This is a genomic window from Streptomyces sp. NPDC040589, from assembly GCF_055594445.1.
On record NZ_JBVIWP010000004.1, the window covers coordinates 732,863 to 758,960 of the forward strand.

General features: G+C 71.4%; 15 protein-coding genes and 3 pseudogenes. 10 read left to right on the forward strand and 8 right to left on the reverse strand.

All coding sequences use genetic code 11. The features are described 5' to 3' along the window. Positions 1 to 40 precede the first annotated feature (40 nt). Together ACZ58V_RS21220 and ACZ58V_RS21225 are read left to right on the forward strand one after the other, a co-directional pair. Positions 41 to 335: pseudogene (locus ACZ58V_RS21220) on the forward strand (aminoglycoside phosphotransferase family protein); the annotation flags it as partial. Positions 336 to 680: 345 nt separating this feature from the next. After that, positions 681 to 1,097: a hypothetical protein gene (locus tag ACZ58V_RS21225; RefSeq protein ID WP_468196267.1), complete on the forward strand. Its 417-nt coding sequence runs from the start codon at positions 681 to 683 to the stop codon at positions 1,095 to 1,097. A gap of 15 nt (positions 1,098 to 1,112) precedes the next feature. Here ACZ58V_RS21225 and ACZ58V_RS21230 read toward each other — a convergent pair whose 3' ends face one another. Continuing rightward, positions 1,113 to 1,496 carry a VOC family protein gene (locus ACZ58V_RS21230; protein ID WP_468196270.1) on the reverse strand — a complete coding sequence of 128 codons (384 nt, stop codon included), beginning with the start codon at positions 1,494 to 1,496 and terminating at the stop codon, positions 1,113 to 1,115. Between the two features lie 432 nt (positions 1,497 to 1,928). Here ACZ58V_RS21230 and ACZ58V_RS21235 point away from each other — a divergent pair, with 432 nt between their 5' ends. Beyond that, entirely contained in the window at positions 1,929 to 2,492 is a 564-nt protein-coding gene (locus ACZ58V_RS21235; RefSeq protein ID WP_468196272.1) for a DinB family protein, read from the forward strand. Here the strand turns inward: ACZ58V_RS21235 and ACZ58V_RS21240 are convergent. After that, positions 2,453 to 4,102, reverse strand: coding sequence for an Nramp family divalent metal transporter (locus ACZ58V_RS21240; protein ID WP_471291398.1), 1,650 nt, complete (start codon positions 4,100 to 4,102; stop codon positions 2,453 to 2,455). The genes ACZ58V_RS21235 and ACZ58V_RS21240 overlap by 40 nt on opposite strands. Positions 4,103 to 4,483: 381 nt before the next feature. On the opposite strand from ACZ58V_RS21240, the gene ACZ58V_RS21245 reads away from it, so the two are divergent. Next, the gene (locus ACZ58V_RS21245; RefSeq protein ID WP_471291400.1) at positions 4,484 to 5,386 is read left to right on the forward strand and encodes an endonuclease/exonuclease/phosphatase family protein; all 903 of its coding nucleotides are present in this window, start codon (positions 4,484 to 4,486) and stop codon (positions 5,384 to 5,386) included. Here ACZ58V_RS21245 and ACZ58V_RS21250 read toward each other — a convergent pair. From ACZ58V_RS21250 to ACZ58V_RS21275, 6 genes and pseudogenes are all read right to left on the reverse strand, one after another. Then, positions 5,374 to 6,463 (reverse strand): annotated as a pseudogene (locus tag ACZ58V_RS21250) (ABC transporter substrate-binding protein). The gene ACZ58V_RS21245 and the pseudogene ACZ58V_RS21250 sit on opposite strands and share 13 nt — an antisense overlap. Then, positions 6,445 to 7,965, reverse strand: a complete 1,521-nt coding sequence (locus ACZ58V_RS21255; protein WP_468196608.1) for an aromatic amino acid ammonia-lyase — start codon at positions 7,963 to 7,965, stop codon at positions 6,445 to 6,447. Before ACZ58V_RS21255 ends, ACZ58V_RS21250 begins: the two are co-directional and overlap by 19 nt. Before the next feature lie 113 nt (positions 7,966 to 8,078). Further along, positions 8,079 to 9,572: a tryptophan 7-halogenase gene (locus tag ACZ58V_RS21260; RefSeq protein WP_471291402.1), complete on the reverse strand. Its 1,494-nt coding sequence runs from the start codon at positions 9,570 to 9,572 to the stop codon at positions 8,079 to 8,081. Then, entirely contained in the window at positions 9,569 to 17,527 is a 7,959-nt protein-coding gene (locus ACZ58V_RS21265) for an SDR family NAD(P)-dependent oxidoreductase (RefSeq protein ID WP_471291404.1), read from the reverse strand. The genes ACZ58V_RS21260 and ACZ58V_RS21265 overlap by 4 nt, the downstream gene beginning before the upstream one ends. A gap of 82 nt (positions 17,528 to 17,609) precedes the next feature. Then, positions 17,610 to 18,119, reverse strand: a complete 510-nt coding sequence (locus tag ACZ58V_RS21270) for a DinB family protein (RefSeq protein ID WP_471291406.1) — start codon at positions 18,117 to 18,119, stop codon at positions 17,610 to 17,612. Positions 18,120 to 18,482: 363 nt separating this feature from the next. Further along, positions 18,483 to 19,676, reverse strand: a complete 1,194-nt coding sequence (locus ACZ58V_RS21275; RefSeq protein ID WP_471291408.1) for an FAD-dependent monooxygenase — start codon at positions 19,674 to 19,676, stop codon at positions 18,483 to 18,485. A gap of 81 nt (positions 19,677 to 19,757) precedes the next feature. On the opposite strand from ACZ58V_RS21275, the gene ACZ58V_RS21280 reads away from it, so the two are divergent. The 6 genes and pseudogenes from ACZ58V_RS21280 to ACZ58V_RS21305 all read left to right on the forward strand — a co-directional run bounded on the left by ACZ58V_RS21280 (position 19,758) and on the right by ACZ58V_RS21305 (position 25,854). Then, positions 19,758 to 20,318: a TetR/AcrR family transcriptional regulator gene (locus tag ACZ58V_RS21280; protein WP_471291409.1), complete on the forward strand. Its 561-nt coding sequence runs from the start codon at positions 19,758 to 19,760 to the stop codon at positions 20,316 to 20,318. Between the two features lie 202 nt (positions 20,319 to 20,520). Next, positions 20,521 to 21,438: an LLM class F420-dependent oxidoreductase gene (locus ACZ58V_RS21285; protein WP_471291411.1), complete on the forward strand. Its 918-nt coding sequence runs from the start codon at positions 20,521 to 20,523 to the stop codon at positions 21,436 to 21,438. Between the two features lie 385 nt (positions 21,439 to 21,823). Beyond that, positions 21,824 to 22,771, forward strand: coding sequence for a glutathione S-transferase C-terminal domain-containing protein (locus ACZ58V_RS21290; protein WP_471291413.1), 948 nt, complete (start codon positions 21,824 to 21,826; stop codon positions 22,769 to 22,771). 103 nt (positions 22,772 to 22,874) lie between these two features. Beyond that, complete coding sequence (locus ACZ58V_RS21295; RefSeq protein ID WP_471291415.1) at positions 22,875 to 24,077, forward strand: LLM class flavin-dependent oxidoreductase; 1,203 nt, start codon at positions 22,875 to 22,877, stop codon at positions 24,075 to 24,077. A 21-nt stretch (positions 24,078 to 24,098) separates the two neighbouring features. Further along, positions 24,099 to 25,170 (forward strand): annotated as a pseudogene (locus ACZ58V_RS21300) (LLM class flavin-dependent oxidoreductase). A gap of 258 nt (positions 25,171 to 25,428) precedes the next feature. Next, on the forward strand, positions 25,429 to 25,854 hold the full coding sequence (locus ACZ58V_RS21305) for a hypothetical protein (protein ID WP_468196299.1): 426 nt from the start codon (positions 25,429 to 25,431) through the stop codon (positions 25,852 to 25,854). Positions 25,855 to 26,098 lie beyond the last annotated feature (244 nt).

Below are 26,098 nucleotides of genomic sequence, written 5' to 3' on the forward strand. Positions count from 1 at the left end.
CAGGTCGCGCGTGCCGCTGTCTGGATGATGAGGTGGCTCGGTGACCAGCCACGATGAGGCGGTGGCTGTCCGGCCGTTGACGCTGGCTTGGGTGGGCCGGCACCTGGAGGTCGGCGAACGGGTCGTCGGGACCGAGGCGCTGCACGGCGGCATCACTGCCGAAATGCGGAGGCTGACCATCGGAACGCCGGAGATACCCGTGACCTGGTGTGAGGACCTTCGTCAACGTGGAGCACGCCGAGGAGTGGCTCAACAGGGAGGCCGGAGCCCTGACCCTGCTCACGGGGACCGGCGTGCCGGCTCCTGGACTGGTCGCGGTTGATCCGGTCGCCGCGCTGCGGCCGGGTTCGTCGCCTGGCGGATCTCCTTGCCCGCAGCAGTGATGGAGGAAAATCTCAGGTGATCTCGGGCAGTGCTGCGCCCGTCCGGTGATCCGGCCGGGCGCGGCACTGGACAACTGGCCCGTGATCGCCACCGGTCATGCAGAAGGTCACGTGCCCGTCCTGGCTTCATCCAGGACCGACCCTCTGCGGGACCAGACGGCACCAGCCACCCCGCCCAGCGCCGCGAGATCCACGCCACGCCGACCAGGACGACCACCAGGGCGCTGCTGGACTGTGAGTGGCTGCCAGACAGGTCAAGTTGTGTTTCCTGGGGCCGAGTTGTGCAGGGATACTGCTGTGGTGCTGCTGACGTGGATTGCTGAGGTGGCGGACGAGCCCTTGGTGCTGGACCCGTCTGACCGGCCGGTGGAGTGGGAGACCAATACCTGGTCGCTGGGTGCGGCGGGCGAGGACAGCGGCTCGCCTGCCACCGCCGAGGTGGTGGCTGGCTTCGAGCGGACTGCTGCTGCCATCCGGGGGCGCATTCGGGAGCTGGGTTTTTCCGGGGTGGCGACGTTTTACGTGTGGCACGACGAACAGGCCGGGCAGCTCCGTTGCTCGACCGGCTCTGTGTCCCCGGATGCGTTGCCGTTCAGCGGTCCTTATGTGGCCTCCGACGACCTTGGGCCGATCGTCGAGGGGTTTCTGGCCGACAGCGAGCCGGAGATCACGCCGTTCCGTGTCTGGGTCAGCGGTGTCGGAGCCTCCAGCTGAGTTGTGCGTGTGGCCTCAAGTGGTCGACGCCGCACGGTCGGACTCACTGCGGAGAACGCAGAATTCATTGCCCTCGGGGTCCGCGAGGACGGCCCAGCCGGCGCCATCGGGTTCCCGGCGGTCGTCGACGAGGGTGGCCCCGAGGTTCAGTAGACGCTCGACCTCTTCCTCGCGTGTGGTCCTGGGACGCAGGCACAGGTGAAGTCTGTTCTTGGTGGTCTTCGGTTCCGGCACCTGGTTGAAGTACAGCAGCGGGCCCTCCGGCAGCATCACCGCAGTCTCCGGATCACCGGGGTTGTCCTCCGGATGCAGCGGACAACCGAGCACCTCACCCCAGAACCGGGCCAGTTCATAGGCATCCGCACAGTCGATCGCCACATTCTGCAATACCGAGACCATGCGCCAGAGCCTGCCTGAAGCTCCGCTCGGCCCGCCAGGGCTTTAGAGACACCGTGCCGGACCGCCACCTTCTCCGAACCTTGGGGCCGGTCCGTCCCGAAACCTCTGATCTCTGAGTCTTCGCCATCTTCGAACATGCGGGTCAGAGGCTCTGGCGTGGCGCTCGCTCGGGATGCTCATGCTGGTCTCGGGCGGGAGTCTGTGGTCTTGATCATCCGTCATGTCATGGGTCGAGGCTGTCACATTCGGGTTCATTGAACCCAACCCGGCCAGCCGGGTTGTCCATGTCAAACAGCCGCTCGCGGCGGCGCGGCCCGAAGGGCACATCAGCCCCCAGCGTCATCTCCCGGTGCGGTATCTCTCGCGGCCCACGGTCGGCGACGGCGTCCGCGAGGGCCGCAGCAAGGTCTCCGTTCTATGTAGTGTGCGGAAATGACAAGAAGCGAGCGACTCGCAGAACAGCTGGACTGGTACTGGCACAAAAACCTGCGTCCGCGGCTGGATGGTCTTACCGATGAGGAGTACTTCTGGGAGCCGGTGCACGGCTGCTGGAGCATCCGCCCACGTGGCACGTCGGCCGCTCCGATGTCGGCAGGTTCGGGGGAATGGGCGATGGATTTTGCGTCCCCTGGCCCGGTGCCGGCGCCGGTGACCACGATTGCCTGGCGGCTGGCGCACATCATCGTCTCGTGCCTGGGCTATCGGGTCGGATGGTACTTCGGCGGCCAGGACGTCGACTCCGAGACATTCGCCTATGCGGGGACCGCTGACGAGGCGCTGAAGCAGCTCGATGAGATGTATGCGAGATGGAACGCGGGGGTCCGCGAACTCTCGGACGCCGACCTGGAGAATCCGCCCACGGTGGGTCCCGAGCGGTTTCCCATGGAGAACAGGGTCCTGCACGTCAACAGGGAGCTGATCCATCACGGCGCCGAGATTTCCCTGCTGCGCGACCTCTACCGCTGGCAGGACGGAGCCGTACCGCGCCGAATCTGACTGAGGATCCGCCAGTTCTTGAGATGGGCGGAGCCGTGCTCGACCGGGGCGCGTGCGGCGGCGAGCGCCCGGTTCGCTTCCTTTTCGCTGGTGGTGAGCTTGCGGGCGCGGGTGGCCTTGAAGCCGGTGCCGACCACGGGGTCATCCGGGTCGTCGTCCAGGCCGAGGCGTGGCTGGTTCAGTCGCCCGGGGCGAGGCCCAGGGTGTCGAGCACCCCGTACACCCCCCGGGAAGAGAATCGCCGCGCTGCTGAGGACCAGGGCGGCGGTCATCCAGGGGTTGGCGCGGAAGCGGGGCGGGACGCCGGTGTAGCGCAGGCGCCAGACCGCGATCACGACGGCGAGGAGGAAGATGCCGCCGCCGATGCCGCCGATCTGCACCATCAGGACCGGGGACTGGACCCACAGGAAGAAGCACATCCACACCGGGGGCAGGCACCAGGTGAGGATCCGGATGGTGCGGGTGCGGACGCGCATGTCGTTCCAGTCGATCGCGCCGAGCAGACCAAGGGTGTTGGTCCACAAGCGCGGGACGCTGGCCGAAGAGGCGACGGTGACCGAGAAGAGCACGGAGATCGCGCCGCCCAGGAAGAGGTACTCGGCCCAGGGGCCGAGCGTGTCGGTGTAGCTGTGCGACAGCGTGGTGATCATGTCGTTGCCCTCGGGCGCGAGGCCCTGCGGATGCAGCACGGAGGCGCCGATCACGTAGAAGGACAGGGTGCAGATGGTGCACACGAACCAGGAGACACCCACATCGAGCCGCATGACCTTGAGCCAGCCCTCGGCGCGCCGGGCGCGCTGCTCGGTCCCGTCGTCGGGGCCGGTCCAGCGGGCGTAGCCCTTCTCGAGGCACCAGTAGGTGTACGTCGTCATCTCGTCGGCGCCTACGCCGGTGATGCCGAACATCGCGAGGGCGATGCCCACCGTGCCGGCCGGGATCTGGAAGCTGAGCCCGTCGGCGAACTGTTCGGTGCCGTACCCGTAGGCGGTGAGCGGCAGGGCGAGCGCCAGGCCGACGGTGATCACCGTCTTGAGCGTGATGCCGATGACCTCGGCCCGCTCTACGACGTGGTACTTGCCCGTCTGGAGGATGAGGATGGCGGCGGTGGTGACGATCACGGCCCAGATCGTGAGGGACGTGCCGCTCAGCGACCCGCCGTGGATCGGGAAGAGGATGGAGCAGGCGGCCGCGGTGCCGCCGATGATGCCGCCGCGCTGGAACATCTTGGCGAAGTCCATGCCGATCCACAGCCAGTTGATCCAGCTGAGGCGGCCGATGCGGGGGCCGACGTCGCGGAAGCCGTCCAGCGCGGGGCGGCCGTTGAGGATGGTCCAGCGGGCCAGCTCCATCTGCACCCAGACCTTGACCGCGGTGGAGATGATCACGAGCCACAGCAGGGCGAAGCCCGCCTTCGCACCGAGCGAGGTGGTGGTGATCAGTTCACCGGAGCCGACGACCGCGGCGGACAGGATGAGCCCGGGACCGAGGTGGCGCAGGCGGCCGCGGAAGGTGTCGGGGGCCGGGCGGGCGTCTTCGGCGCGCAGCGCGTACGGGTCGGGCTGCGCGGGAGGCGGCGTCGGGGCGGCGCCGTCGGTCGACGTGATGGCCATGTCAGGTCCTAGGGATCTTCCGGCGTCGTCACCGGTATCCGGTATGGGGACAGAGGTGTGGCCTGGGAGCGGGTGGTGGGGGTCGGCCGGCCTGGAGGTGACGGGGTTCAGCGGGCCTGGTGGTGTGGCGCCTCGCCTGCCAGTACGCGGACGACGTCCTCGGCGACCATGGCGCCCATGGCCTTCATCATCCGAGCCGGGTCGCCCCATGCCGGATGCTCCCAAGGAGGTCCGATCGTGTTACTTCGCCGTCCTCCTCTTGGTTCGGCTGGAGTACCACGAGGCGCATGCGCACAGCCCGAGGGGGAGGGACGAGGCCTCTGCTGAAGGATCAGAACCGTGTGTCGCCGACAGCCCCGTCCCATAACCTCGTGTGTGGAGATGTCGGATGCCACATGGATCCGCATGGAGGAGGCGATGGTGCTCGTCAGGGATACGCGGTTGCTCGCGGGCGCCGTGGTCGTGGCCTGCATGGTGCTGGTCGGACCCAGCGCACCAAGCGGTGCCCTCTTCGGCAGGTCGGTGCCCGTCGACGCCGTCAGGGATGTCGTACCGAACCGGGTCATGACGTGGAACATCTGCAACCCCTGCGACGCCAGCAACGTCGGCCGGGCTGCGGAGATCGCCACGTATGCGCCTCAGGTCATCGGCCTGCAAGAAGCGTGCGTGCGTGACGTCGAGATGATCCGGGAGTATCTGAAGAGCCTTCACGGGCTGGAGTACCACGTCGAGTACGGGACGGTTCTTCAGGATTGGGGCCGCTGCGGGGGAGCGCCGTGGAGTCCGGGAGCCTTCGGCCAGGCGGTCCTCTCTGCGGCACCGATGACAGACTCCGACAAGGTGGAGTACCCCGACGGAGGATCCGAGGACCGTGGGTACATGGCCGTCACCACCATGGTGGGCGGCCAGCCCGTCCGGGTCTTCAACACCCACCTCGCCCAACGACGTCAAGAAGCGGTCCGAGCGGACCAGGCCCGCGTACTGGCGTCGGACGTCGCCCGGTACGACCGTGCGATCGTTCTCGGCGACTTCAACGCCGTGCCGGACGCTCCCGAACTCGCCCCGATCTGGGCACTGGCCGCCGATACGGACCCCGAGTGCCGTCCCTCGTCCTCCGGCACCTGCAAGACGACCACCGACTGGCACAGCAAGTTCGACTACGTCTTCCTGCGGGGCATCGCCCCGCTCAAGCACCGAGTGCGGACCACCCCGTACTCGGACCACGACCTGCTGCACACCGACGTGGATCCAACCTTCACCGAGGGCCCGGCTCAGCCGGTGTGAAGGATCCGAAAGCGACCGGGTTCCGCCGGATCTCGATCCACGACCTGGATGGGTGGCCCGGCCCATTGCCAGACGCTGATGCCTGGCGTGCGGGTGAACTGGATCTGCCCGCGGGTGCCTTCGACTGCGACGCCCGGCCAGGACGCGGCGATGCGTCGCCGGTCCGGCCCGTGCGAACGCAGTAGGTCGGCGAGGACCGCGACCGTGTCGTAGCCCTCGAAGGCGACGAAGGAGGGCGCTTCGGCCAGCCGCTCGCGGAGGGCCGTCTCGACTCGTGCACCGAGGGGGCCGAGGTGCTCGGGTCGGTAGCGCAGGAACGGGATTCCGGCGCCGTCGTCGCCCAGCAGCGTCGCCCATTCGGCGAATTCCGGTTGTCCGGCGGGAGCACCGATCGTGATTTCGGCTAGGCGCTGGTCGCGGCGGACGGACCGGACGATCGGCACGGCCGGCTCCGGGTGGCCGACCAGCAGCAGGAGGGCGGTCGCGCCATGGTCGACGAGCGCGTCGCACACGGCCGTGGGGGTGAGCGCGCTCATGTCGAGTTCGATGACGGTGCCGCCGCGTGGAGCGATGCGGTCCCGCAGTATGCGGGTCCCGGATGCCCAGTAGACACTCGGCTGGGTCGCCACGGCCACGCGGGTGTGGCCCGCGCCGAGGAGGAAGTCCGCGTAGACCTGCCAGCCGCGTGACTGCGGCGGGGAGAGGCGCGCGACCCATTCCGTCGGCTGTTCGGTGAGCGCGTCGAGAACCGCCGACGAGCAGAGGAACGGCAGGCCGACAGCGTCGGCCCTGGTGGCAGCGGTGCGAGCGACGACGCTGTGATATTCCCCTGCCACGGCCGCCACGCCCAGGCCGGCCAACTCGTCCACGGCCGCCGCGGCCCTCCGCGGATCAGCCGCGGTGTCCCGGACCACCAGTTCCAGCGGCCTCCCGACGATCCCGCCCGCGTCATTGACTTCGGATACGGCCGACTCGAGTCCCGCGAGCAGGTGGTGGCCCGCCTCGGCCCATCCTCGGCCGAGTCAGCGGAACGAGTGCGCCGATCCGTACGGGTGACCTCACGCGCCTTTCCTCCAGATGTCCGTGAACCGGTCGAGCAGTGTGGCCGCCGCCGTCACATCGTCCGTGAGCGGCCGGTCGGCATGGTCCTCGTCGAGCACCGATCCGGCGAGTTCGAGCGCGTGGGTCACCGGAAGCCCTGGCTCGGGCCTCAGGCCGCGCTGGCGCAATGCCCTTACGGCGGCGACGAGTTCGCAGCCGACGACGAGACGGTACGCGCCGCAGGCGCGCAGCGTCTGACGTGCGGCCAGGGAGGCGAAGCTGGCCTGTTCCTCGACGCCGCGCGAGAGGACGGCGTGGCCGAGCGACGCGGGCGCGGAGAACGCCCGCAGATCACCGAGTGCGGCCCCGGCGGCGTACTCCAGGATCATCACGCCGGAGGAGGCGGGCTCCTGGTCGGAGAGGAAGGGGCGCAGCCGGGTGTAGGCGGGCTCGTTCAGGGTCGCGAGGCGGGAGGTCGACAGGCGTGCCACCTGCGTCAGCGACAGTCGGAAGTGGTCAAGGGCGAGGCCGAGTTGGGCTTGGTAGAAGCCGCCGTGGTGGTAGGCGGCCATGTCCTCGGGAAAGATCAGCGGGTTCTCGGCGGCCGCGTTGATCTCGACGGCGACGACCTCTTCCAGGGCGTCCGCCGCGTCGTGGGCCGGTCCGTGGATCTGGGGCAGGCAGCGGAAGCCGTACGGGTCCTGGAGACGGTCCAGCGGTGGGGTCGGACGATCGGCCGCGCCGATCAACTCCCGCATACGGCGGGCGACGTCGGCGCAGCCGCGGTGCCGGCGGGCGGCGTGTACGGGAGCGGCGTAGGCCTCGTGCGAGCCGTCGGTGGCCAGCAGCGACAGCGCGGCGACGACCTGGGTGGCCTCCAGCAGCCCGCGCAGCTCGTGCAGGGCGAGGGCCGACTGGCCGAGGGTGAGGGCGTTGCTGCTGATGAAGGCCAGCGCGTCGTTGTTGTCGAGCGGCAGGGGCTCCGGCGGGGTGCCCCCGCGCCAGGGATGCTCCCCTGCCAAGGCCAGTCCGGCCTGCGCCAGGGCCGCGATGTCGCCGGTGCCGACGGAGCCGAATTCGTTGACGACCGGGTACGCCCCGCTCTCCAGTGCCTCGCACAGCGCCGTCACGACGGTGGGCCGCAGTCCCGCGCCTCCGGCCAGCAGCTGGTTTGCCCGTACGGCGAGCATCGCGCGTACCTGACGGGCGGGGATCTCCTCACCGATGGCGCCGGCGTGGCTGCGCAGCAGCCGCAGACCGTGCGCGGCGTCCGCCCCGGTGGGTACGTCCTCGTTCCGTTTGGCGCCGACACCGGTGGAGCGGCCGTAGACGCGGCCGGTCGCGGCGATCTGCCGGGCGGCGTTCCAGGACTCCTCCATGCGCCGCATCGCCTTGCTCAGGGGAGTCGGCCGCGCGGTCCCGGAGGCGAGCCGCGCGACGTCCGCCACACCGAGACCGGTGCCGTCGAGAGCGACGAGAGCCGAGCCGTGGTCGACACCCCTCGGAGTGTCCGGAGTGTTCACAATCTGAGACGAGATCAAGCCCAAACACCCCTCGATCCAGGCAGTTGACCGCTATTCATGCAGAAAGAACTCTGCATGAGGCTATGCATCCGGGCAAGGGGTGTCTCGCGGCGGTGACCATGTGATTCCTACGGCTCGGGGTCGACCCAGGACAGCCCGTCCTCCGACGGCACCAGACCGCCCGGCCGCAGCGGGGCCTCGTCCTCCAGCGGACCGCCGAACAGCCCGCGTTCCTGCAGGACGGTCCCTTCCTGGAACACCTGCCGGAACGTCCGCGACTCGTAGAGCGGATTGCGCAGATCGTCGGCGTCCGGAAGGCGGCGCACCGCTCGCTCGAAGTCGTCGGCGACCGCGGTCAGCCGTTCGCCGGCCGGCTCGGCCCCGGTCAGTGACGCGTCGCCGGACGCCAGACCGCCCACCAGTTCGACGAACGCCTCCAGTTCCGTCGTGCCGATGTGGGTGACCTTGCGCGCCTTCCAGAAGTACGACCGCTCGTCCTGGTGCATGTCGTAGAAGGAGACCAGGAACTCGTGGAACAGGCTGTACTCGTGCCGGTAGCGGGCCTCGAACTCGGCGAACAGCCGGTCCTCGTCCAGGGTTCCGGCGAGGCAGCCGTTGAGGGACCGGGCGGCGAGCAGCCCGCCGTAGGTCGCGAGATGGACCCCGCTGGACAGCACCGGGTCGACGAAGCACGCCGCGTCTCCGACGAGCACCATGCCGGGCCGCCACAGCTGCGACTTCCAGTACGACCAGTCCTTGCGGACACGGACCTGGTCGTAGGGCGCCTCCGAAGCCTGCGGGACGCCGTCGAGGAGGTCGCGTACCTCCGGGCAGGCGTCGATCAGCCGGCGCCAGGCGGTCGCCGGATCCCCCTGGACGGCCTCCGCGTTCTCGCGGGCGACCACGGCTCCGACGCTGGTCAGGTCGTCCCGGAGCGGGATGTACCAGATCCAGCCCTCGTCGAAGGCGGCACAGAAGATGTTGCCGTCGTTCGGTGCCGGGAGCCGAGCGCCGCCGGCGAAGTAGCCGAACACCGCGATGTTGCGGAAGAAGTCGGAGTGGATCCGCTTTCCGCCGACGTGCCGGTGGATCCTGCTGCCGTTGCCGGAGGCGTCCACGACGTACCGGGCGCGGGCCTCGCGGATCTCGCCGTCGGGGCCGGTCCAGCGCACCCCGCGGACCCGCTCCTCGTCGGCGAGTACACCGGTCACACGGGAGCCCTCCCGTACGTCGACCCCCACCCGGCGGGCGTTGTCCAGGAGGATCGCGTCGAAGCGGGACCGCTCGACCTGGTAGGCGAACGAGGTCGGGTCGGCCAGCCGCGGCGACAGCGCGAAGGAGAACTGCCAGGGATCCCGGTTGCGGCCCCAGCGGAACGTGCCGCCGCGCTTCGGCTTGAAGCCCGCCCGCGCCATCTCTTCCTCGACACCGAGGATCCGGCACACCCCGTGCACGGTGGAGGGGAGCAGGGACTCGCCGATCTGGTACCGCGGGAAGGTCTCCTTCTCGACGAGGAGGACGCGATGGCCGTGCAGGGCGACGGCCGCCGAGACGGTGGACCCGGCCGGGCCGCCACCGACCACGATGACGTCGACGTCCTGAGGGGAATGGGCCGGACTCACTGGTCTCCCTTCGTCGTCCGCGTGTCGATCCAGGTGCGGATCGCCGACGCGGTGGTCTCCGCGTGTTCCCGCATCATCGTCAGATGGTCGCCGGGGACGTCCACGACCTCGTGTGCCGCGGGCCAGGACGTCCGCCAGTGGTCCGCGTCGGCGGAGGCCGCCATGGCGGGCGTGGGCCGCAGCGCGCGCACTAGGAGCGTGGGCGTGGCGACCGGCTCGGGGTCCCAGCCGAGGAAGATCCGGTTGTAGGCACCGGTCGCCGCCAGGGCGCTGTCGTCGTCCCCGCCGAAGAGGGGCCGTCCGGTGTCCTGCGGCGGCGGGGCGGCCAGGGACAGCAGCCAGTCCTTGCCGCTGTTGTCCGGAGTGATGTGGTAGGTGTCCAGCAGCACCAGACCGGTCGCTGCGCGGCCCATGTTCTCCAGCTGGTGAGCGACCAGGTGCGCCACATTGCCGCCCGCCGACCGTCCTACGACCACGAAGGGCACGTCCCCGACGTGCCGCAGCACGTTCTCGGCCTGCGCACGCGCCAGCGCGGCACGGTCCTCCGGTACGGCGGCACCGGCGCCGATCCCGGGATGCGGGAACTCCAGGACGTCCAGGGCGCCTTGGAACGCGCGGTGGAAGCGGGGGAAGTCTCCGCCGTCCGACGCGAGCGAGGGATGGTAGGCCGGGAAGTAGACGACCGTCGGCGTTCGCGAGCCGGAGCGGCCGTGGGAACGGCGGATCGGGGGCAGCGCGTGTTCGCGACCCTGGGCGGCCGGGAACGTGGGCAGCGCCCAGGACGCGGTGACGAGCAGGTGCGTCGCCGCCACCGGTTGTCCGGCGGCACTGACCGCCCGGAACAGGGCGGCGAGGGTGTACGCCTGTCGCTCGGGCCCTGTGGTCTCGGGGGCGGCTGCGGCGGCCGGTTCGCCGTCCAGCAGACCGAGCAGATGGCGTGCCAGTTCCTCGGCCGTACGGTGCTCGAACACCACCGCGGCCGACAGCCGGAGCTTCAGCGCGATGCTGAGCCGGTTGCGGATCTGCACGGCGGTGAGGGAATCGAAGCCCAGGTCGGCAAGGCTCTTGCCGGCCGGGAGCGCGTCGGCGTGCGAGTAGCCGAGTACTGCGGCGACGTCGGCCCGCAGTAGCGCCACGAGCGCCGCCTCCCGCTCACCGGGGGGTACGGGGGCCAGCCGCTTCCGCCAGGCTCCCGGCTCCAGCATCTGCCCGGAAGACCCGGCGGAACCGGAGGACTTCCCCGCGACGGTCGGCCGGTTCTGGCGGACGAGCCCGCGCAACGGCGGTGGCAGGTGCCCCTCATCGGACCGAAGCGCCGCCCGGTCCAGCAGGATCGGCGCCAGGACCGGCTCCGTCGAGCGCAGCGCGGCGTCGAACAGGGCCAAGCCCTGCTGCGTCGACAGCGGCACGAGCGCGCCACTTGCCTGTGGGTGCTGTGGGTGCCGTGAGGGCAGCCACGCCGCCATGCCGTCGGCGTGTTCCCACGGGCCCCACGCCAGCGACACCGCCGGGAGCCCCTCGGCGGCGCGGCGCTGGACGAGGGCGTCGAGCAACGCGTTCGCTGCCGCGTAGTTGCCCTGGCCCGCCCGGCCCAGCAGACCGGAGACGGAGGAGAACACGACGAACGCCGACAGACCCATGTCCCGGGTCAGCTCGTGCAGATGCCAGGCCGCGTCGGCCTTCGGCCGCAGCACGGCCGCCATCCGCTCGGGGGTCAGCGAGTCCAGCACGCCGTCGTCGAGGACCCCGGCGGCGTGCACCACCGCGGTCAGCGGTGGCTCGCAGCGCTTGACCACCTCGCCCAGGGCTGCACGGTCGGCCGCGTCGCAGGCGACGATGGTGACCCGCGCTCCCGACTCCTCCAGCGCGCTGCGCAGTTCCCGGGCTCCGGGTGCCTGCGGCCCACGGCGTCCGGTCAGCAGCAGATGCCGTACGCCGTGCTCGGCGACCAGGTGACGTGCCAGCTCCGCGCCCAGTGCGCCGGTGCCTCCGGTGATCAGCACCGTGCCGTTCGCGTTGAAGGGAGCCGCGTCGCCTGAGGCATCACCGGCCGCGACGAGTCGCGGAACCGTCACCTTCCCCTCTCGCACTCGGAGTTGCGCCTCACCGGTCGCGATCGCCGACGGCAGCATCCGCAGCGACTCGGGCCGCCCGTCCACATCCACCAGGACCACACGACCGGGCAGCTCCGACTGCGCCGCACGCACCAGCCCCCAGACCGCCGCACCGGCCAGGTCCGGCACCGGCCCGGTGGCATCCCGCGTCACCACCACCAGCCGCGAGCCCGCCGTGCCCGGATCGCCCTGCCAGTCCTGGAGCGTCTTGAGTACGCGGCCGGTCAGCTCGTGTACGGCGGAGAGCAGATCGGTGCCGGTCGCGTCGGCGATGCCAGTGACGGCGACGACTTCGGGGTTCCCGGCGCCGGGCAGGAACTCGGAGAGGTTCAGCTCGTCGGGCCCGCGTACCACCCAGGCGCGCTCATCGGCGTCGCCGGAGACGTCGAGGCCGGCCCACTCAGGGCGCAGCAGAGCCCTTCGTACGATGTCGTCCGTCATGTCGGCCCGGTCGGGCGGGAGTTCCCTGGTCGCCAGCGAGTCCACGCGTGCCACGAGTCGGCCGGACGGGTCGGCCAGGGTCAGGGAGACCGTGTCCGGGCTCGTCGGCGTCACTTTGACCCGCAACTCCGTTGCTCCCGTGGCGTGCAGGCTCACGCCGCTCCAGGCGAACGGCACGCGCACCGGGCTCGTCCCGGCGGACGCGGCCAGCAACGGCGCGTGCAACGCGGCGTCGAACAGCGCCGGATGGAGTCCGAAGCGGCCCGCTTCCGACGTGTGCGAAGCGGGCAGCCCGACCTCCGCGAAGACATCGTCACCGTGCCGCCAGACCGTGCGGACCCCCTGGAAGGCAGGCCCGTAGGCGAGCCCGGCGTCGGCGAGAGTGGCGTACGCGCCGGTGAGGTCCACCGCCTCGGCGCCCCGGGGCGGCCACGCGGGCAACTCGTCCTGCGTACTGCGCCCCCGGCCCAGCTGACCCGTGACATTCCTGGCCCATGAGGCGTCCTCGGTGGAATCCTCCGGCCGGGAGTAGATGTCGACCGTCCGCCGGCCCGAGTCGTCCCGCGCACCCACCACGACCTGGACCCGCACCCCCGAGGAACCGGGCAGGGTGAGCGGCGCCAGCAGCACGAGATCCTCGACCGTGCCGCAGCCCACCTCGTCGCCCGCCCGCACGGCCATCTCCACGAACACCGTCGCCGGCACGACGACCCTCCCGGCGACGACATGATCCGCGAGCCACGGGTGGGCCGCGAGGGACAACAGCCCGGTCAGCACCGTCCGCTCGGTCTCCGGCACCGGGAACGCCGGGCTCAGCAGGGCCCCGCCGTCGGCCGCTGCCGGAGACCTGGCGTCCAACCAGTACCGCTGCCGCTGGAAGGCATACGTCGGCAGTTCCACCCGGCGCGCGCCGGAACCCGCGTACACCGCCGCCCAGTCGACAGCGGCCCCGGCCACGTGCAGCCGCGCCAGCGCCGACAGCAGCGTCTCCGGTTCGTACGCTCCGCTTCGTGTCGCCACGGCGAGAACCGAGCCGGTCGTGAGCGCGTCGGGCAGACAGTCGGTGGCCGCCGCGGTGAGGACGGGACCCGGACCGAGTTCCAGGTAGGCGGAGACCCCGTCGTCCGCGAGCCGACGCACGGCGTCGGCGAAGCGCACGGGCAGCCGGACGTGCCGCGCCCAGTACTCGGGCGAGGACATGTCCGCGGGCTCGGCGGGTCGCCCCGTCAGGGTGGAGACGATCGGGATGCGAGGGGGGCGGAAGGTCAACTCACGTGCTACGCCAAGGAAATCGTCAAGCATCGGCTCGACCAAGGGCGAATGGAAGGCGTGACTCACCCGCAGCCGTACGGCCCTGCGGCCGAGCGCCTCGAAGCAGGCCGCGACGGCGAGCACCGCCTCCCGCGTGCCCGAGATCACCACGGAACGGGGCCCGTTGACGGAAGCGACGGCCGCCTGCGCCCCGAACTCCGCCAGCGCGGCGACGACTTCCTCCTCGGACCCGTCCAGCGCCACCATCGCGCCGCCGCCGGGCAGTGCCTGCATCAGGCGGCCGCGAGCGGCGACGAGCCTCGCCGCATCGGGCAGATCGAGTACGCCGGCGACATGCGCGGCCGCCAACTCGCCGACCGAGTGGCCCACCAGGCGATCGGCTCGCACGCCCCACGACTCGAGCAGCCGGAACAGCGCCACCTCGAAGGCGAACAGCCCGGCCTGGGCGAAGTCCGTACGGTCCACCAGAGCCGCCTCCGGCGAGCCCGGCTCGGCGGACAGCACCGCGCTGAGCGGCTGGGGGAGCCGGTCGTCCAGGTACCGGCAGACCTCGTCGAAGGCGTCGGCGAAGACCGGGAAGGCAGCGCGCAGTTCGGCGCCCATCCGGGGGCGCTGGGCGCCTTGCCCGGTGAACAGGAAGGCCGTACGGATCTCCGGGTCCGCCAGTCCTCGTACGACTTCTGGTGCGTCCCGGCCCTGCGCGAGCGCGCTCAGCGCGTCCAGAGCGCGGGTCCGGTCACCGGGCGGCACGAACGCGCGATGGGGGAGGGCGGAGCGCGTCACCGCCAGCGAGTAGCCGATGTCGGCGGGCGACAGGCCTGGCCGGTTCGCCACTTCGGTCGCGAGCCCGCGGGCCTGGGTGCGCAGGGCGGGTTCGTCGGCGGCGGAGAGCAGCCACGGCACAGGCGGTGCCGCCACCGTCTCCTGGGGGACCGCCGCGCCCCTCTCCGGCGCTTCCTCCAGAATCACATGCGCGTTGGTCCCGCCGATACCGAAGGCCGAGACCCCCGCTCGCCGCGGCCGGTCCGAGGCAGGCCAGGGGCGGGCGTCGGTCAGCAGTTCCACGCGGCCCGAGGACCAGTCGACATGCGGTGAGGGCGAGTCGGCGTGCAGCGTCCGGGGCAGTTCGCCGTGTCGCAGGGCCTGCACCATCTTGATGACGCCGGCGACTCCGGCCGCCGCCTGCGTGTGCCCGAGGTTGGACTTGACCGACCCGAGCCACAGCGGCTGCTCGCGGCCCTGTCCGTACGTGGCCAGCAGGGCCTGCGCCTCGATGGGGTCACCCAGCTTGGTGCCGGTGCCGTGGGCCTCCACCGCGTCCACGTCACCGGCGCGCAGGCCCGCGTCCGCCAGCGCCCGTGTGATCAGCCGCCGCTGTGCCGGCCCGTGGGGCGCGGCGAGCCCGTTGGACGCGCCGTCGGAGTTCACGGCGGAGCCGCGCAGCACGGCCAGGACCGGATGGCCGTTGCGCCGAGCGTCGGACAACCGCTCCAGCAGGACGAGTCCCACGCCCTCGCCCCAGGCCGTGCCGTCGGCCGCCGCCGAGAACGACTTGCAGCGCCCGTCAGGCGACAGCCCGCGCTGCCGGCTGAACGCGAGGAACGGCTTGGGCGTCGCCATCACCGTGACCCCGCCGGCCAGCGCCAGCGAGCACTCGCCCGAGCGCAGCGCCCGCATCGCCCAGTGCAGCGCCACCAGCGAGGACGAGCACGCGGTGTCGACCGTGATCGCGGGACCGCGCAGACCGTAGACGTACGAGATCCGCCCGGAGGCCACGCTGCCCGCCGAGCCCAGCCCCAGATGGGCCTCCAACTCGTGAGAGCGGCTGAAGCGTGCCGAGTAGTCGCCGTACATCACGCCCACGAACACGCCGGTGTCGCTCTCACGCACCGACGCCGGATCGATTCCGGCCCGCTCCCACACCTCCCAGGACGTCTCCAGCAGCAGCCGCTGCTGCGGATCCATCGCGAGCGCCTCGCGCGGCGAGATCCCGAACAGCCCCGCGTCGAACTCCGCCGCCCGGTGCAGGAATCCCCCGTGCCGCGTGTACGACGTGCCGATCCGGTCGGGATCGGGGTCGTACAGGGCGTCCAGGTCCCAGCCGCGGTCGGTCGGGAACTCCGAGATGGCGTCCCGCCCCTCCGTCACCAACTCCCACAGACCCTCGGGAGAGTTGACGTCACCGGGATAGCGGCAGCCCATGGCGACGACCACGACGGGATCGTCGTCGGGGGACCGGTCCTGACCGCCGTACGACTTCGGGCGTTCTTCGGACCCGGCCTCGAAGAGCGCCACGCGCAGGTAGCGGGCGACCTCGGCCGGTGTCGGGTGGTCGAAGACCAGCGTCGACGGCAGGTTCAGGCCGGTCAGCTCGCCGAGCCGGTCCACCAGTTCGACGACGCCGACGGACGTCAAGCCGAGATCGGTGAAGGGGCCGGCCGGGTCGGGCAGATCGCCGGGCGTGTACCGGCAGACCTCGGCCGTTTCGGCGAGCACCGTTTCGCGGAGCGCGCGTTCCTGGTCGGCGGGCGAGAGGGACAGCAGCCGCTCGCGCAGGGCGGTATGGGCGGTGTCGGCCGCGGCCGCCGCCGGTACGGCCAGCGCGTGCCGGGCGATCTTGCCGGACGCGGTGCGCGGGACGGCGGCGATCTCGTGGATCTCGGTCGGCACCTTGTAGTCGGCCAGTCGGGTCCGGCACTCGGCGAGCACCTGCCGTGCGTCGATCCCGTCAGGGCCCGGTACGACGAAGGCGACCGGCACCTCGCCGAGCACGTCGTGCGGCACCCCCACGACGACGGCTTCGGACACGCCCGGACACCGCGCCAAAGCCTGCTCGATCTCCGCCGGGTGGATGTTCTCACCGCCGCGGATGATCAACTCACTGACCCGGCCGGTGAGCCGGAGATGACCGCGTTCCACGCGGCGGCCCAGGTCGCCGGTGCGGTACCAGCCGTCCCGCAGCGCGGCGGCCGTCGCCTCGGGCTGCCCGTGGTACCCGGCCATCAGGCCCGGCCCCCGCACCCAGACCTCGCCCTCGGCCCCGTCCGGGACGTCCTCGCCGCCGCGCGGGTCGACCAGGCGTACGTCCATGCCGGGGACGGGCCTCCCGCAGGAACCGTCGGCTCCGGGCTCGTCGGGGCGGTTCACCGCGATCATGCCGCAGGTCTCGGTACTGCCGTACGCGTCGAGCAGCGGCGCCCCGAGGTTCTCCTCCACGGCCGCGCGCAGAGCGGGACCACTCGACGCACCGGCCACAACGCACATCCGCAGCGCCTGCGGGAATTCCCCCGCCGAATCGACGAGTTGGTGATACGTCGTCGGCACACCGGCCAGCATGGTGAAGGGGCCGCCGAGCCCCTCGTGAGCCGTGAGCAGCTCGTGCCGTAGCCCGCCAGGCGGCAGCAGCTCACCGGCGATCCGGGCGCTCGCGCCCACAGCGGTCACGCCCAGGATGGCCAGCGAGTGGCTGAAGCTGTGGAACAGCGGAAGCGGCCAGAGCAGCCGGTCGTCGGGCGAGAGGCCGAAGATCGGGGCGTAGCAGGCGGCCACGGACCACAACGCGGCCCGCTGCGTGGACAGCACGCCCTTGGGCCGGTGCGTGGTGCCCGAGGTGTAGAGCATCCAGGCCGGATCGTCGAGCCCGAGCAGGTCGATCTCCGCGGACGCGTCGCTCTCGACCGCGCTCAGGAACGGCTCGGCGCCGTCCGGGGCCGGGCCGCTCCCGGTGACCAGGACGCCCAGGCGGTCGTACGGCGTTCCCAGGCGCCGCAGTTGTGCGAGACGCGCGGCGTCGGTGATGACGAACTCGGCACCGCTGTCCTGGAGGAAGTGGGCCAGCTCGGCGTCGGAGGACCGCGGATTCAGCGGGACGCCGACCATCCCCGCGCGCAGCACGCCGAGGCAACTCTCCACCGTCTCCACGCGGTTGCCGAGGCAGATCGCGACACGGTCGCCGCCGCCCAGCGTCGTCCGGGTCTTCAGGTACGAGGCCAGCGACCGCGTACGGCGCTCCAGCTCGGCGTAGGTGACGCTGCGCGAGGAGTCGGAGTAGGCGACCCGCTGCCCGGCCGCCTCGGCGTGCTGCCGCAACAGCTCCGGCACCGGCCGGATCAGCTCGTCACGCCTCATGTCTCCGCCTTCCAAGTCCCTCGCGGTGCAACGATGTTGACCCTACGGGACCCGGGGGCGGCGCCCGGGTCGGCGCTCCGGATCAGCCGTGGCGCGTCGTGTCGCTGAGGATCTGCTCGCGAAGGATCTCGGCGTGGCCGCAATGCTGAGCCAGCTCGCGCAGCGTGTGGAGGTAGATCCAGCGCAGCGGCAGCGGGCCCCGGCGGTTGCCTCGTACGAGGTCGTCCAGCGTCAGCTTCTCCGTGGCTCGGCGGGACTCGGCGCATGCCTGCTGATAGGCATCCTGGACCGAGGCGACCGTGTCGTCGTCGTGGAGGTCGAACGACTCATCGGGCGTGTCGGGAATGCCGATCTCGCTGCGAGACCGGCAGGTGACCGCCTCGTCGAACCAGACCTTCTCGACGAACGTGGCGTGCTTGACCAGGCCGAGCAGCGTGGTCTTGGACGGGACCAGCGAGCGGCGCGCCTGCTCTTCGGTCAGCCCGTTGAGACTGTCGCGCAGCGCGGACCGATGCTCATCGAGGAAGATCTCGAACTGATCGCGGAACGCCGCGTGGAAGACGGTGGGTTCTGTCGTCGACTGGAAGACCATGACCGCAACGATAGGTTGCTCGGCTTCTCGACGTGCGGGGACCTGAACAGGGGCCCGCACGCGCCGCGTCCCCTGGACGGAAGGGCCCGTCGGCTGCCCACTGGCAAAGGCTGACCGCGGGGTGTCAGTCAGCGCAGTGCGGCCTCGCCCGTCTGGACGGCACGTAGTGCGCTCGACCGTTTCCGATCAGCGGCTGGTGGCTTGTCGCGCGGGTGTCAGACGCTGTGCGCGCCGGCTGTGCCATAAGCGGCGCGCCAGGCAGCGGGAGGCAGGTCGGCCTGGCGCCGGAAGAACGACACTCCTCGGGGACTTCCTCACGTCCCTTCAGCGCTGACCACGTGGAGGAACGGCCGCCGCACTGGATCAAGACCGCGTGCCCGCGTCTCTGGTCGGCCCGGTGCGTTCCAGGCTCGGTGGCGTCCAGTCGGCATGGCGCAGGATGGCGTGGACGGTCGCGCGGGAGGGGGCCAGACGGAGGGCCGCGTTGCGCAGGGCGACGGCCAGCGGGTGCGTCAGTTGCTGGCCCATCCGGCCGGCCTGGCGGGCGGCCCGGGCCACGGACTGGCTGCGGGGGCGGCGCTCGGCGTCGTATCGGGCCAGTGCCGAATCGACCGTGGGTTCGGTGGCGAGCGCGGCGGCCAGGGTGGCCGCGTCCTCCAGGGCCTGGCAGGCGCCCTGGCCGAGGTTCGGGGTCATGGCGTGGGCGGCGTCGCCGAGAAGGACCACCCGGCCTTCGGCGAAGGCCGGCAAGGGCGTGGCCAGCTCGTGGATGTCATGGTGCAGGACGGCGTCCGGCCGGGTGGCGTCGAGCAACGCGGGGATCGGGTCGTGCCAGTCACCGAACCGCCGACGCAGCGCGGCGAGGGCGTCCGGATGCCGTATGCCCGGGGGCGAGTTGAGCACAGCGTGCCACTCGGCCCGGCCGTCGGTGAAGGCGATGTGGCCGAACTCGGCTCCCTTCCCCCAGGTCAGTTCGAAGTCGGTGCGCAACGGCACCGGATGCTCGGTGATGGCACGCAGGACCGTCGATCCGCTGTAGGCGGGGCCGGGCCGGCCGGGGAACAACTGTCCGCGCAGCCGGCTGTTCACACCGTCGGCAGCCACGACCAGGTCGGCGTCCAGGACGCCGTCGGTGACCGGCGCGCGGACCCGGCCGGGGCCTGAGCGGTCGACGGATGCCACTTCGGATCCGATGACCAGACACGAGGGAGGCAGCGCCGCACGCAGAAGGCGGTGCAGTACGGCTCGGGGGATACCGACGATCGGCGTGCCCAGCTCCCGTTCGAGCACGGCCCCGTCCATACGCGCCAGCCACCTGCCGTCGGGAGTGCGGGTGCCCCCGGTGTACTGGGGCCGGGCGGCCGCGCGTACCGCTTCGCCGACGCCGAGGACGTCCAGGGCGCGGATGCCGTTGGCGTGCAGGGAGATGCCCGCGCCCACGTCGGCCAGGACGCCAGCGCGTTCGACGACCGTCACGTCCCAGCCGATCCGGCGCAGGCCGATCGCGGCGGCCAGCCCGCCGATGCCCGCCCCGACCACCACCGCACTGCCGCCCATGCCTGGCCCGCCCCCGTTCACCGTGCTTCTACAGATGTAGAAGAAGAGTACTCCGACTCTCTACAGGTGTAGAAAGGAGGGATGTCCACCGACCGACGCACCCTCCTCGCCGACGCGGCCATCGCCGTGCTCGCCGAGAGCGGGATACGAGGACTGACCCACCGTGCCGTGGACCGGGCGGCGAACCTGCCGCCCGGCACCACATCCGCCTACTACCGCACCCGCCAGGCACTGCTCACCGCACTGGTCCGGCGTCTGGTCGCACTCGACCAGACCGAACTCCAGGAGATCGGGGAGCAGACACCGATGCCGCAGCATGCCGAGGAACTGGTGGCCGGGATCGCCGGCTTCGTCGAGCGGCGGCTCACCGGAGACGGACGGCGGCGTTCCCTCGCGCGCTACGCGTGCGCCCTCGAGAGCGTGCGCCACCCCGAGTTGCGGGAGATCCTCGTGGCGCGCGAGAACGCGGGGCGGCAGGTCGTACGGGACTTCCTGGCCGCGCAAGGCCTCCCGGACTCCGAGAACCGTACGGTCACGCTGCTGACCTGCGTGGACGGGCTGGTCTTCGACCGCTTGGTGAGCGGCGGAAGAAACGTGTCGGAACAGGAGATCCGGGGGCTGGTGATGACGGCGTTGCGATGAAACGCCCCGTACGGCTACGGGAATCCGGTCCCCGGGTACGGCGGGCTGCCCTTGACGCCGGAGCGCCCGAGGTTTACGAAGCGGATCGCTGCATGGCCCGGAAGTAGCCGAGCCATCAGAAGGAAACCCCGTTACAAAGCGGTCATGAGCTTGTCATGCGCGAGCGGGAATGCCGGTCGAGAGCGGGCCGGTTGCCCCGGGTATGACCATCGGAGTAGCGCTTCCCCTTCACCACGAGATCGACGGCACCGTGCGGCTGGCTCGGGAGGCCCACGAAGCCGGATTACGTTCCGCGTGGTTCGGGCAGACCTTCGCATACGACTCGCCCACGCTGGCCGCGATCGTCGGTCGCGAGGTACCCGGGCTGCACGTCGGGACCTCCGCGATCCCCGTCTTCGGCCGCCATCCGCTCCTCATCTCCAGCCAGGCCCAGACCGCCCAGGCGGCGACCCGCGGCCGCTACCACCTCGGGCTCGCGCTCGGCACCAAGTACCTGACGGAGACCGGCTTCGGAATCCCGCACGAGCGCCCCATCCGCCTGCTCCGGGAATTCCTCACCGCCCTGCGCCAACTCGTCGAAACGGGCAGCGCCGACTTCCACGGAGAGCTGCTGACCGCCACCACCCCCTTGCCGGGCGCGGTGCCGGGTGCCGAACCGTCTGTGCCGCTGCTGGTCGCCGCCATGGCGCCGCAGGCGCTGCGCGTCTCCGGCGAACTCGCGGACGGCATCCTCCCGTACCTGGCCGGCCCACGCGCCCTCGCCGAACACATCGTCCCGGCCGTCACCGCCGCGGCCGAGGCGGCCGGCCGGACCGCGCCGCGCATCGTGGCGTTCGTCCCCGGAGTCGTCACCGCTGACGCCGAGAGCGTGCGGGAGAAGGCGGCCGAGACGCTCGCGTTCTACGAGCGGTTTCCGTCCTACCAGCGCGTCATCGGACTGTCCGGCGGCACCCGGGCCGTCGACCAGGCCGTGATCGGGGACGAGGAGGCGGTCGCCGCCGAGGTCGCGCGATACCGGGAGGCCGGGGCGACGGAAGTGGTCTTCACCACGACGGACCTGGGCACCGAGGCCGACCGGCGCCGCACCTGGAAGCTGCTCGGAGAGCTGGCGAACGGCTGAGGAACCGGGCCGGGGCAGTGGAAGGGGGAGAGGGAGCGGCCGCGGCGCGTGCGGGCCCTCTTGACGTGGCGGGAAAGCCGCCTGACACTCCAGAGCAGAGATCCCTAGTGCATCGGTAGGAAATGATGGAGCGACTGGAGCCGCCCGCCGACCGCGCGTCGCGCGCGGGCCGGTGGTCCCTGCTCCTCACCTCCCGCCGGCACATCGATCTCCTGCGCGTCTGCAGCGCGGCGAGCCCCCTCCGCTGAACCGGCGGCGCCCACCGGCACCGCACCCCGCCGCGCACGGGTGTGCGCCGACGCCGCCGCGCACCCGTCCCCCATGTGCGCCGCCCGCCCGCCGCACCTCCCAGAACCAGAAGCCGGACCCGGACCCAGGGAGACACATGCCCGCCGCACCCCTGACCACCGTCCCGTCCCTCCCCTCACCGCCGCCGTTCCGGGGCAGGATCGGCTGCGACGCCAACAGCGGCTACTACGCCGCGCCGCGCCGCTACCGTCTCCACCTCTCGCTGTCCTGCCCCCACTGTCTGCGGATCGCCATCACCCACAGCCTGCTCGGCCTGGAGGACACCCTCCCGGTCGTGCTGCTGCCGGTCCTCCCCGACCTGCCCGACGGCGGACACTCCGCCCTGAGCCCCTTGTACGAGGCCAGCTCGCACCGGCATCCCGGGCCGGCCCTCGCACCGGTGCTGAGCGACACCTGGACCGGGCGGATCGTCACCACGCACTCCTCGCACATCCTCCGGGACCTGGCCCGGCGCTTCGGTGACGACGGCACCGACCGGCCCGTCCTCTACCCGCACGGCGCGGAGGAGGAGACAGAGGCCGTCGAACGTCTCTGTGACCACAACATCAACGAGGCCGCACAGCAGGCCGGACAGGCCGACACCGACTCCACGGCGCGCCACACCGCCCTCAGCTCCCTCCTACGGGTCCTGGGCTCACTGGAGTGGCGCCTCGCCGACCAGGACTTCGTCCTCGGCGACGAACTGACCGCCGCCGACGTGCGGTTGTGGGTGGCCCTGGTCCAGCTCGACACCGTGCACCGGCTGCACCTCGACGCCGCCGCGGTCCACCGCATCGCCGACCACCCGCACCTGTGGACCTACGCCCGACGGCTTGCCGCCCACCCCGCCTTCGGCCGCCATCTCGACCTGGACGGCATCGCCCGCAGGCACCACGCCCATTGCCAAGGTCTGGAGGCCGCGGGGGCGGCGGTCCAGATCCTCGACTGGGCCGTTCACATCGCGGAAGGGCCCGCTCGGCAGGGGCCGAACGGTTTCATGGAACCGCAATACGCCCTCCACCTTCGTCCGCCCAACCCCGCCTAATCTGCGACGACATGGGGCCCGCCATACCGGAACATGGCGGGCCCCGTGCCCTCCTCGGGAGGGCTGGTGATCACTTACGGCCGACCTGGAAGGCACCCTCTTCGTGTCCGCACCTCCCCCTCTTCACCTTGCCGTGGCACTGGACGGCACGGGCTGGCACCCGGCGGCATGGCGTGAGCCCGGTGCCCGGCCCCACGACGTGTTCACCGCCGGCTACTGGGCCGGCCTCGTGACGGAGGCCGAACGCGGCCTGCTCGACTTCGTGACGTTCGAGGACGCGCTCGGACCGCAGTCCTCGCATCCCACAGAGCCGGACGTGCGCACCGACCAGCTACGGGGCCGGCTGGACGCCGTACTGGTCGCGGCCCGGGTCGCACCGCTGACCCGGCACATAGGGCTGGTGCCGACCGTGGTCGCCACGCACACCGAGCCCTTCCACATCTCCAAGGCCATCGCCACCCTGGACTACGTCAGCACCGGCCGCGCGGGCCTGCGCGTCCAGGTGTCGGCACGGCGGAACGAGGCCGCCCACTTCGGCCGTCGTGCCTTCCCGCCCCTCCGCGCAGAGGACTGGGACACCCCGGCCGGCCGGGACCTGGTCACCGGCCTCTTCGACGAGGCAGCCGACCACATCGAGGTGGTACGCCGCCTGTGGGACAGCTGGGAGGACGACGCGGAGATCCGCGACGTCGCCACCGGGCGCTTCATCGACCGGGACAAGCTGCACTACATCGACTTCGAGGGCAGGCACTTCAGCGTCAAGGGACCCTCGATCACCCCCCGGCCGCCGCAGGGGCAGCCCGTCGTCAGCGCGCTCGCGCACCAGAGCGTGCCGTATCAACTGGTGGGCCGTTCGGCCGACATCGGGTACGTCACGCCGCACGACACCGACCAGGGCCAGGCCGTCGTCGCCGAGATCCGTGCCGCCCAGGCCGAGGCAGGCCGGGCGGAGGAGCCGCTGCACATCTTCGGTGACCTGGTCGTGTTCCTGGACGACGACCCCACGGCGGCGGCGGACCGCAAGGCCCGTCTGGACGGCCTGTCCGGCTACCCGTACACCAGCGACGCCGAGATCTTCACCGGCACGCCCGGACAGTTGGCGGACCTGCTGCTGGAGCGCCGCCGGGCCGGCCTGAGCGGCTTCCGGCTGCGCCCCGGAGCGATCGGCCACGACCTGGAGCAGGTCACCCGTGGCCTGGTACCCGAACTGCAACGCCGAGGCGCCTTCCGGCACGCCTACGAGGCGAACACCCTGCGCGGGCTGCTCGGGCTCGCCCGCCCCGCCAACCGCTATGCCGCCGCCTGAAGCCGGAGGAGTTGTACGACCATGAGCGAACCGACCACCGGAGCACCGGCCACGAGCAGGGCGACGACGGGCAAGCCCGTGAAGCAGATCCATCTCGCGGCCCATTTCCCCGGCGTCAACAACACCACCGTGTGGAGCGACCCGCAGGCGGGCAGCCACATCGAGTTCAGCTCGTTCGCGCACTTCGCACGGACCGCCGAACGCGCCAAGTTCGACTTCCTGTTCCTCGCCGAGGGGCTGCGACTGCGTGAACAGGGCGGCCGGATCTACGACTTGGACGTGGTGGGGCGCCCCGACACCTTCACCGTCCTGACCGCCCTCGCAGCCGTCACCGAGCGCATCGGTCTCACCGGCACCATCAACTCCACCTTCAACGAGCCCTACGAGGTGGCCCGGCAGTTCGCCAGCCTGGACCACCTGTCGGCCGGACGGGCCGCCTGGAACGTCGTCACCTCCTGGGACGCCTTCACCGGCGAGAACTTCCGGCGCGGCGGCTTCCTCCCGCAGGAGGAGCGCTACTCCCGGGCCAAGGAGTTCCTCGCCACCGCCACCGAGCTGTTCGACTCCTGGCACGGCGACGAGATCGTCGCCGACCGGGAATCCGGCATTTTCCTGAAGGACGCGCAAGCCGGAGCCTTCGTCCACCGCGGGCAGCACTTCGACATCGCGGGCCGGTTCAACGTGCCGCGCAGCCCGCAGGGCCGCCCACATCGCCCGCGGCCGGGCCAGCGTCCGCATGTTCCGCGACCCGATCGCCGTCGCCAGGCAGTGGCGCGAGCGCGCCGCGGCGGAGAACCTGTCGATCCGCGAGCTGGTCATCGAGACCACCGGCCGCCAGTCGTTCATCGGCTCCCCGGCCACCGTCGCCGAGACCATCAACGCCTTCGTCCAGGCGGACGCCGCCGACGGTTTCATCCTGGTCCCGCACATCACCCCCGGCGGCCTTGACGCCTTCGCCGACACCGTCGTCCCGCTGCTCCAGGAGCGCGGTGTGTTCCGCCACGACTACACCGGCACCACACTCCGCGACCACCTCGGCCTGACCCACCCCGACGGCCGGGCGGAGCCGGAGCTCCGGCGGGCGGCGTCGTGAAGTTCCCGGCCACCACCCCCACGCTTCCGCCCCGACCGGACCGACGCCGCGGCAGCGCGACGCTCTAGCGCGATGGCGGACGAGAGTGGCGACGCCTTGGCCAACGCGGGTAGCGCGGCGGTCTCCGCGGCCGGCTCTCCTCCCGAGCCGCTCACGCATGTGGCGGCCCCTCGCGAGAAGTGACTGCCCGGAGCGGTCGAGGATTGACACGACATACGCGGCAGCACAGCTGGCCGCTCCGCCGGAGGAGGCCTGTACATGCGCCGTGCAGGTTTCGTGGTCGCCGCCACGACCGCGCTCACGCTGGGGACCGCCGGCCAGGGCTGGGCTCACACCACCAGTGGCGACACCACCACCAGTCGGGGAGACCGGACCCGCGTCCAGGTGACCTGGGTCGACCGGAACTCCTTCCACAACGGCGCCCTGGCCGTCACAGACCAGACCTGCGACGACCGCTCCGTCTACGCCCCCCTCACCCTCCAGACCGGCTCCGGCGCCGCCCACGCCCTGGGCGACAACCACAACACCGACGGCTGCGGCACGACCACCGAGTTCCACAACTTCGCCGCCACCGACCCGAGCGGCATCAGAAGCCTCACGATGACCCTGTGCCGCAGCGCACCCGGAACGCCCGACGAGTGCGAGACCGGGTACATCGCCGTGAATCCCTATTACGGCTCCTGACACAACACCGCTCTCGCCGACCAGCCCCTCCGGCGGAACAGGTGGTTGTCGTACGGGAGTTTGCCGGACACCGGTGCGATGGCATCCCAGTGCCCGGCCAGCTGGCCGGTACCGATACCGGCGACCTGAACACGGGTGTTCGTGAGTCCAAGGGCGGAGGGGGGGGGGGGGGGGGGGGGGGGGGGGGGGGGGGGGGGGGGGGGGGGGGGGGGGGGGGGGGGGGGGGGGGGGGGGCGAGGGGGGG

Bases quoted from the DNA above. Each gene is read 5' to 3' on its own strand.
- ACZ58V_RS21265 (WP_471291404.1), bottom strand. From the start codon at position 17,527: ATGAGGCGTGACGAGCTGATCCGGCCGGTGCCGGAGCTGTTGCGGCAG.
- ACZ58V_RS21290 (WP_471291413.1), top strand. From the start codon at position 21,824: ATGCCCGCCGCACCCCTGACCACCGTCCCGTCCCTCCCCTCACCGCCG.
- ACZ58V_RS21240 (WP_471291398.1), bottom strand. From the start codon at position 4,102: ATGGCCATCACGTCGACCGACGGCGCCGCCCCGACGCCGCCTCCCGCG.
- ACZ58V_RS21245 (WP_471291400.1), top strand. From the start codon at position 4,484: ATGTCGGATGCCACATGGATCCGCATGGAGGAGGCGATGGTGCTCGTC.
- ACZ58V_RS21230 (WP_468196270.1), bottom strand. From the start codon at position 1,496: ATGGTCTCGGTATTGCAGAATGTGGCGATCGACTGTGCGGATGCCTAT.
- ACZ58V_RS21280 (WP_471291409.1), top strand. From the start codon at position 19,758: ATGTCCACCGACCGACGCACCCTCCTCGCCGACGCGGCCATCGCCGTG.
- ACZ58V_RS21235 (WP_468196272.1), top strand. From the start codon at position 1,929: ATGACAAGAAGCGAGCGACTCGCAGAACAGCTGGACTGGTACTGGCAC.
- ACZ58V_RS21285 (WP_471291411.1), top strand. From the start codon at position 20,521: ATGACCATCGGAGTAGCGCTTCCCCTTCACCACGAGATCGACGGCACC.
- ACZ58V_RS21270 (WP_471291406.1), bottom strand. From the start codon at position 18,119: ATGGTCTTCCAGTCGACGACAGAACCCACCGTCTTCCACGCGGCGTTC.
- ACZ58V_RS21275 (WP_471291408.1), bottom strand. From the start codon at position 19,676: ATGGGCGGCAGTGCGGTGGTGGTCGGGGCGGGCATCGGCGGGCTGGCC.
- ACZ58V_RS21305 (WP_468196299.1), top strand. From the start codon at position 25,429: ATGCGCCGTGCAGGTTTCGTGGTCGCCGCCACGACCGCGCTCACGCTG.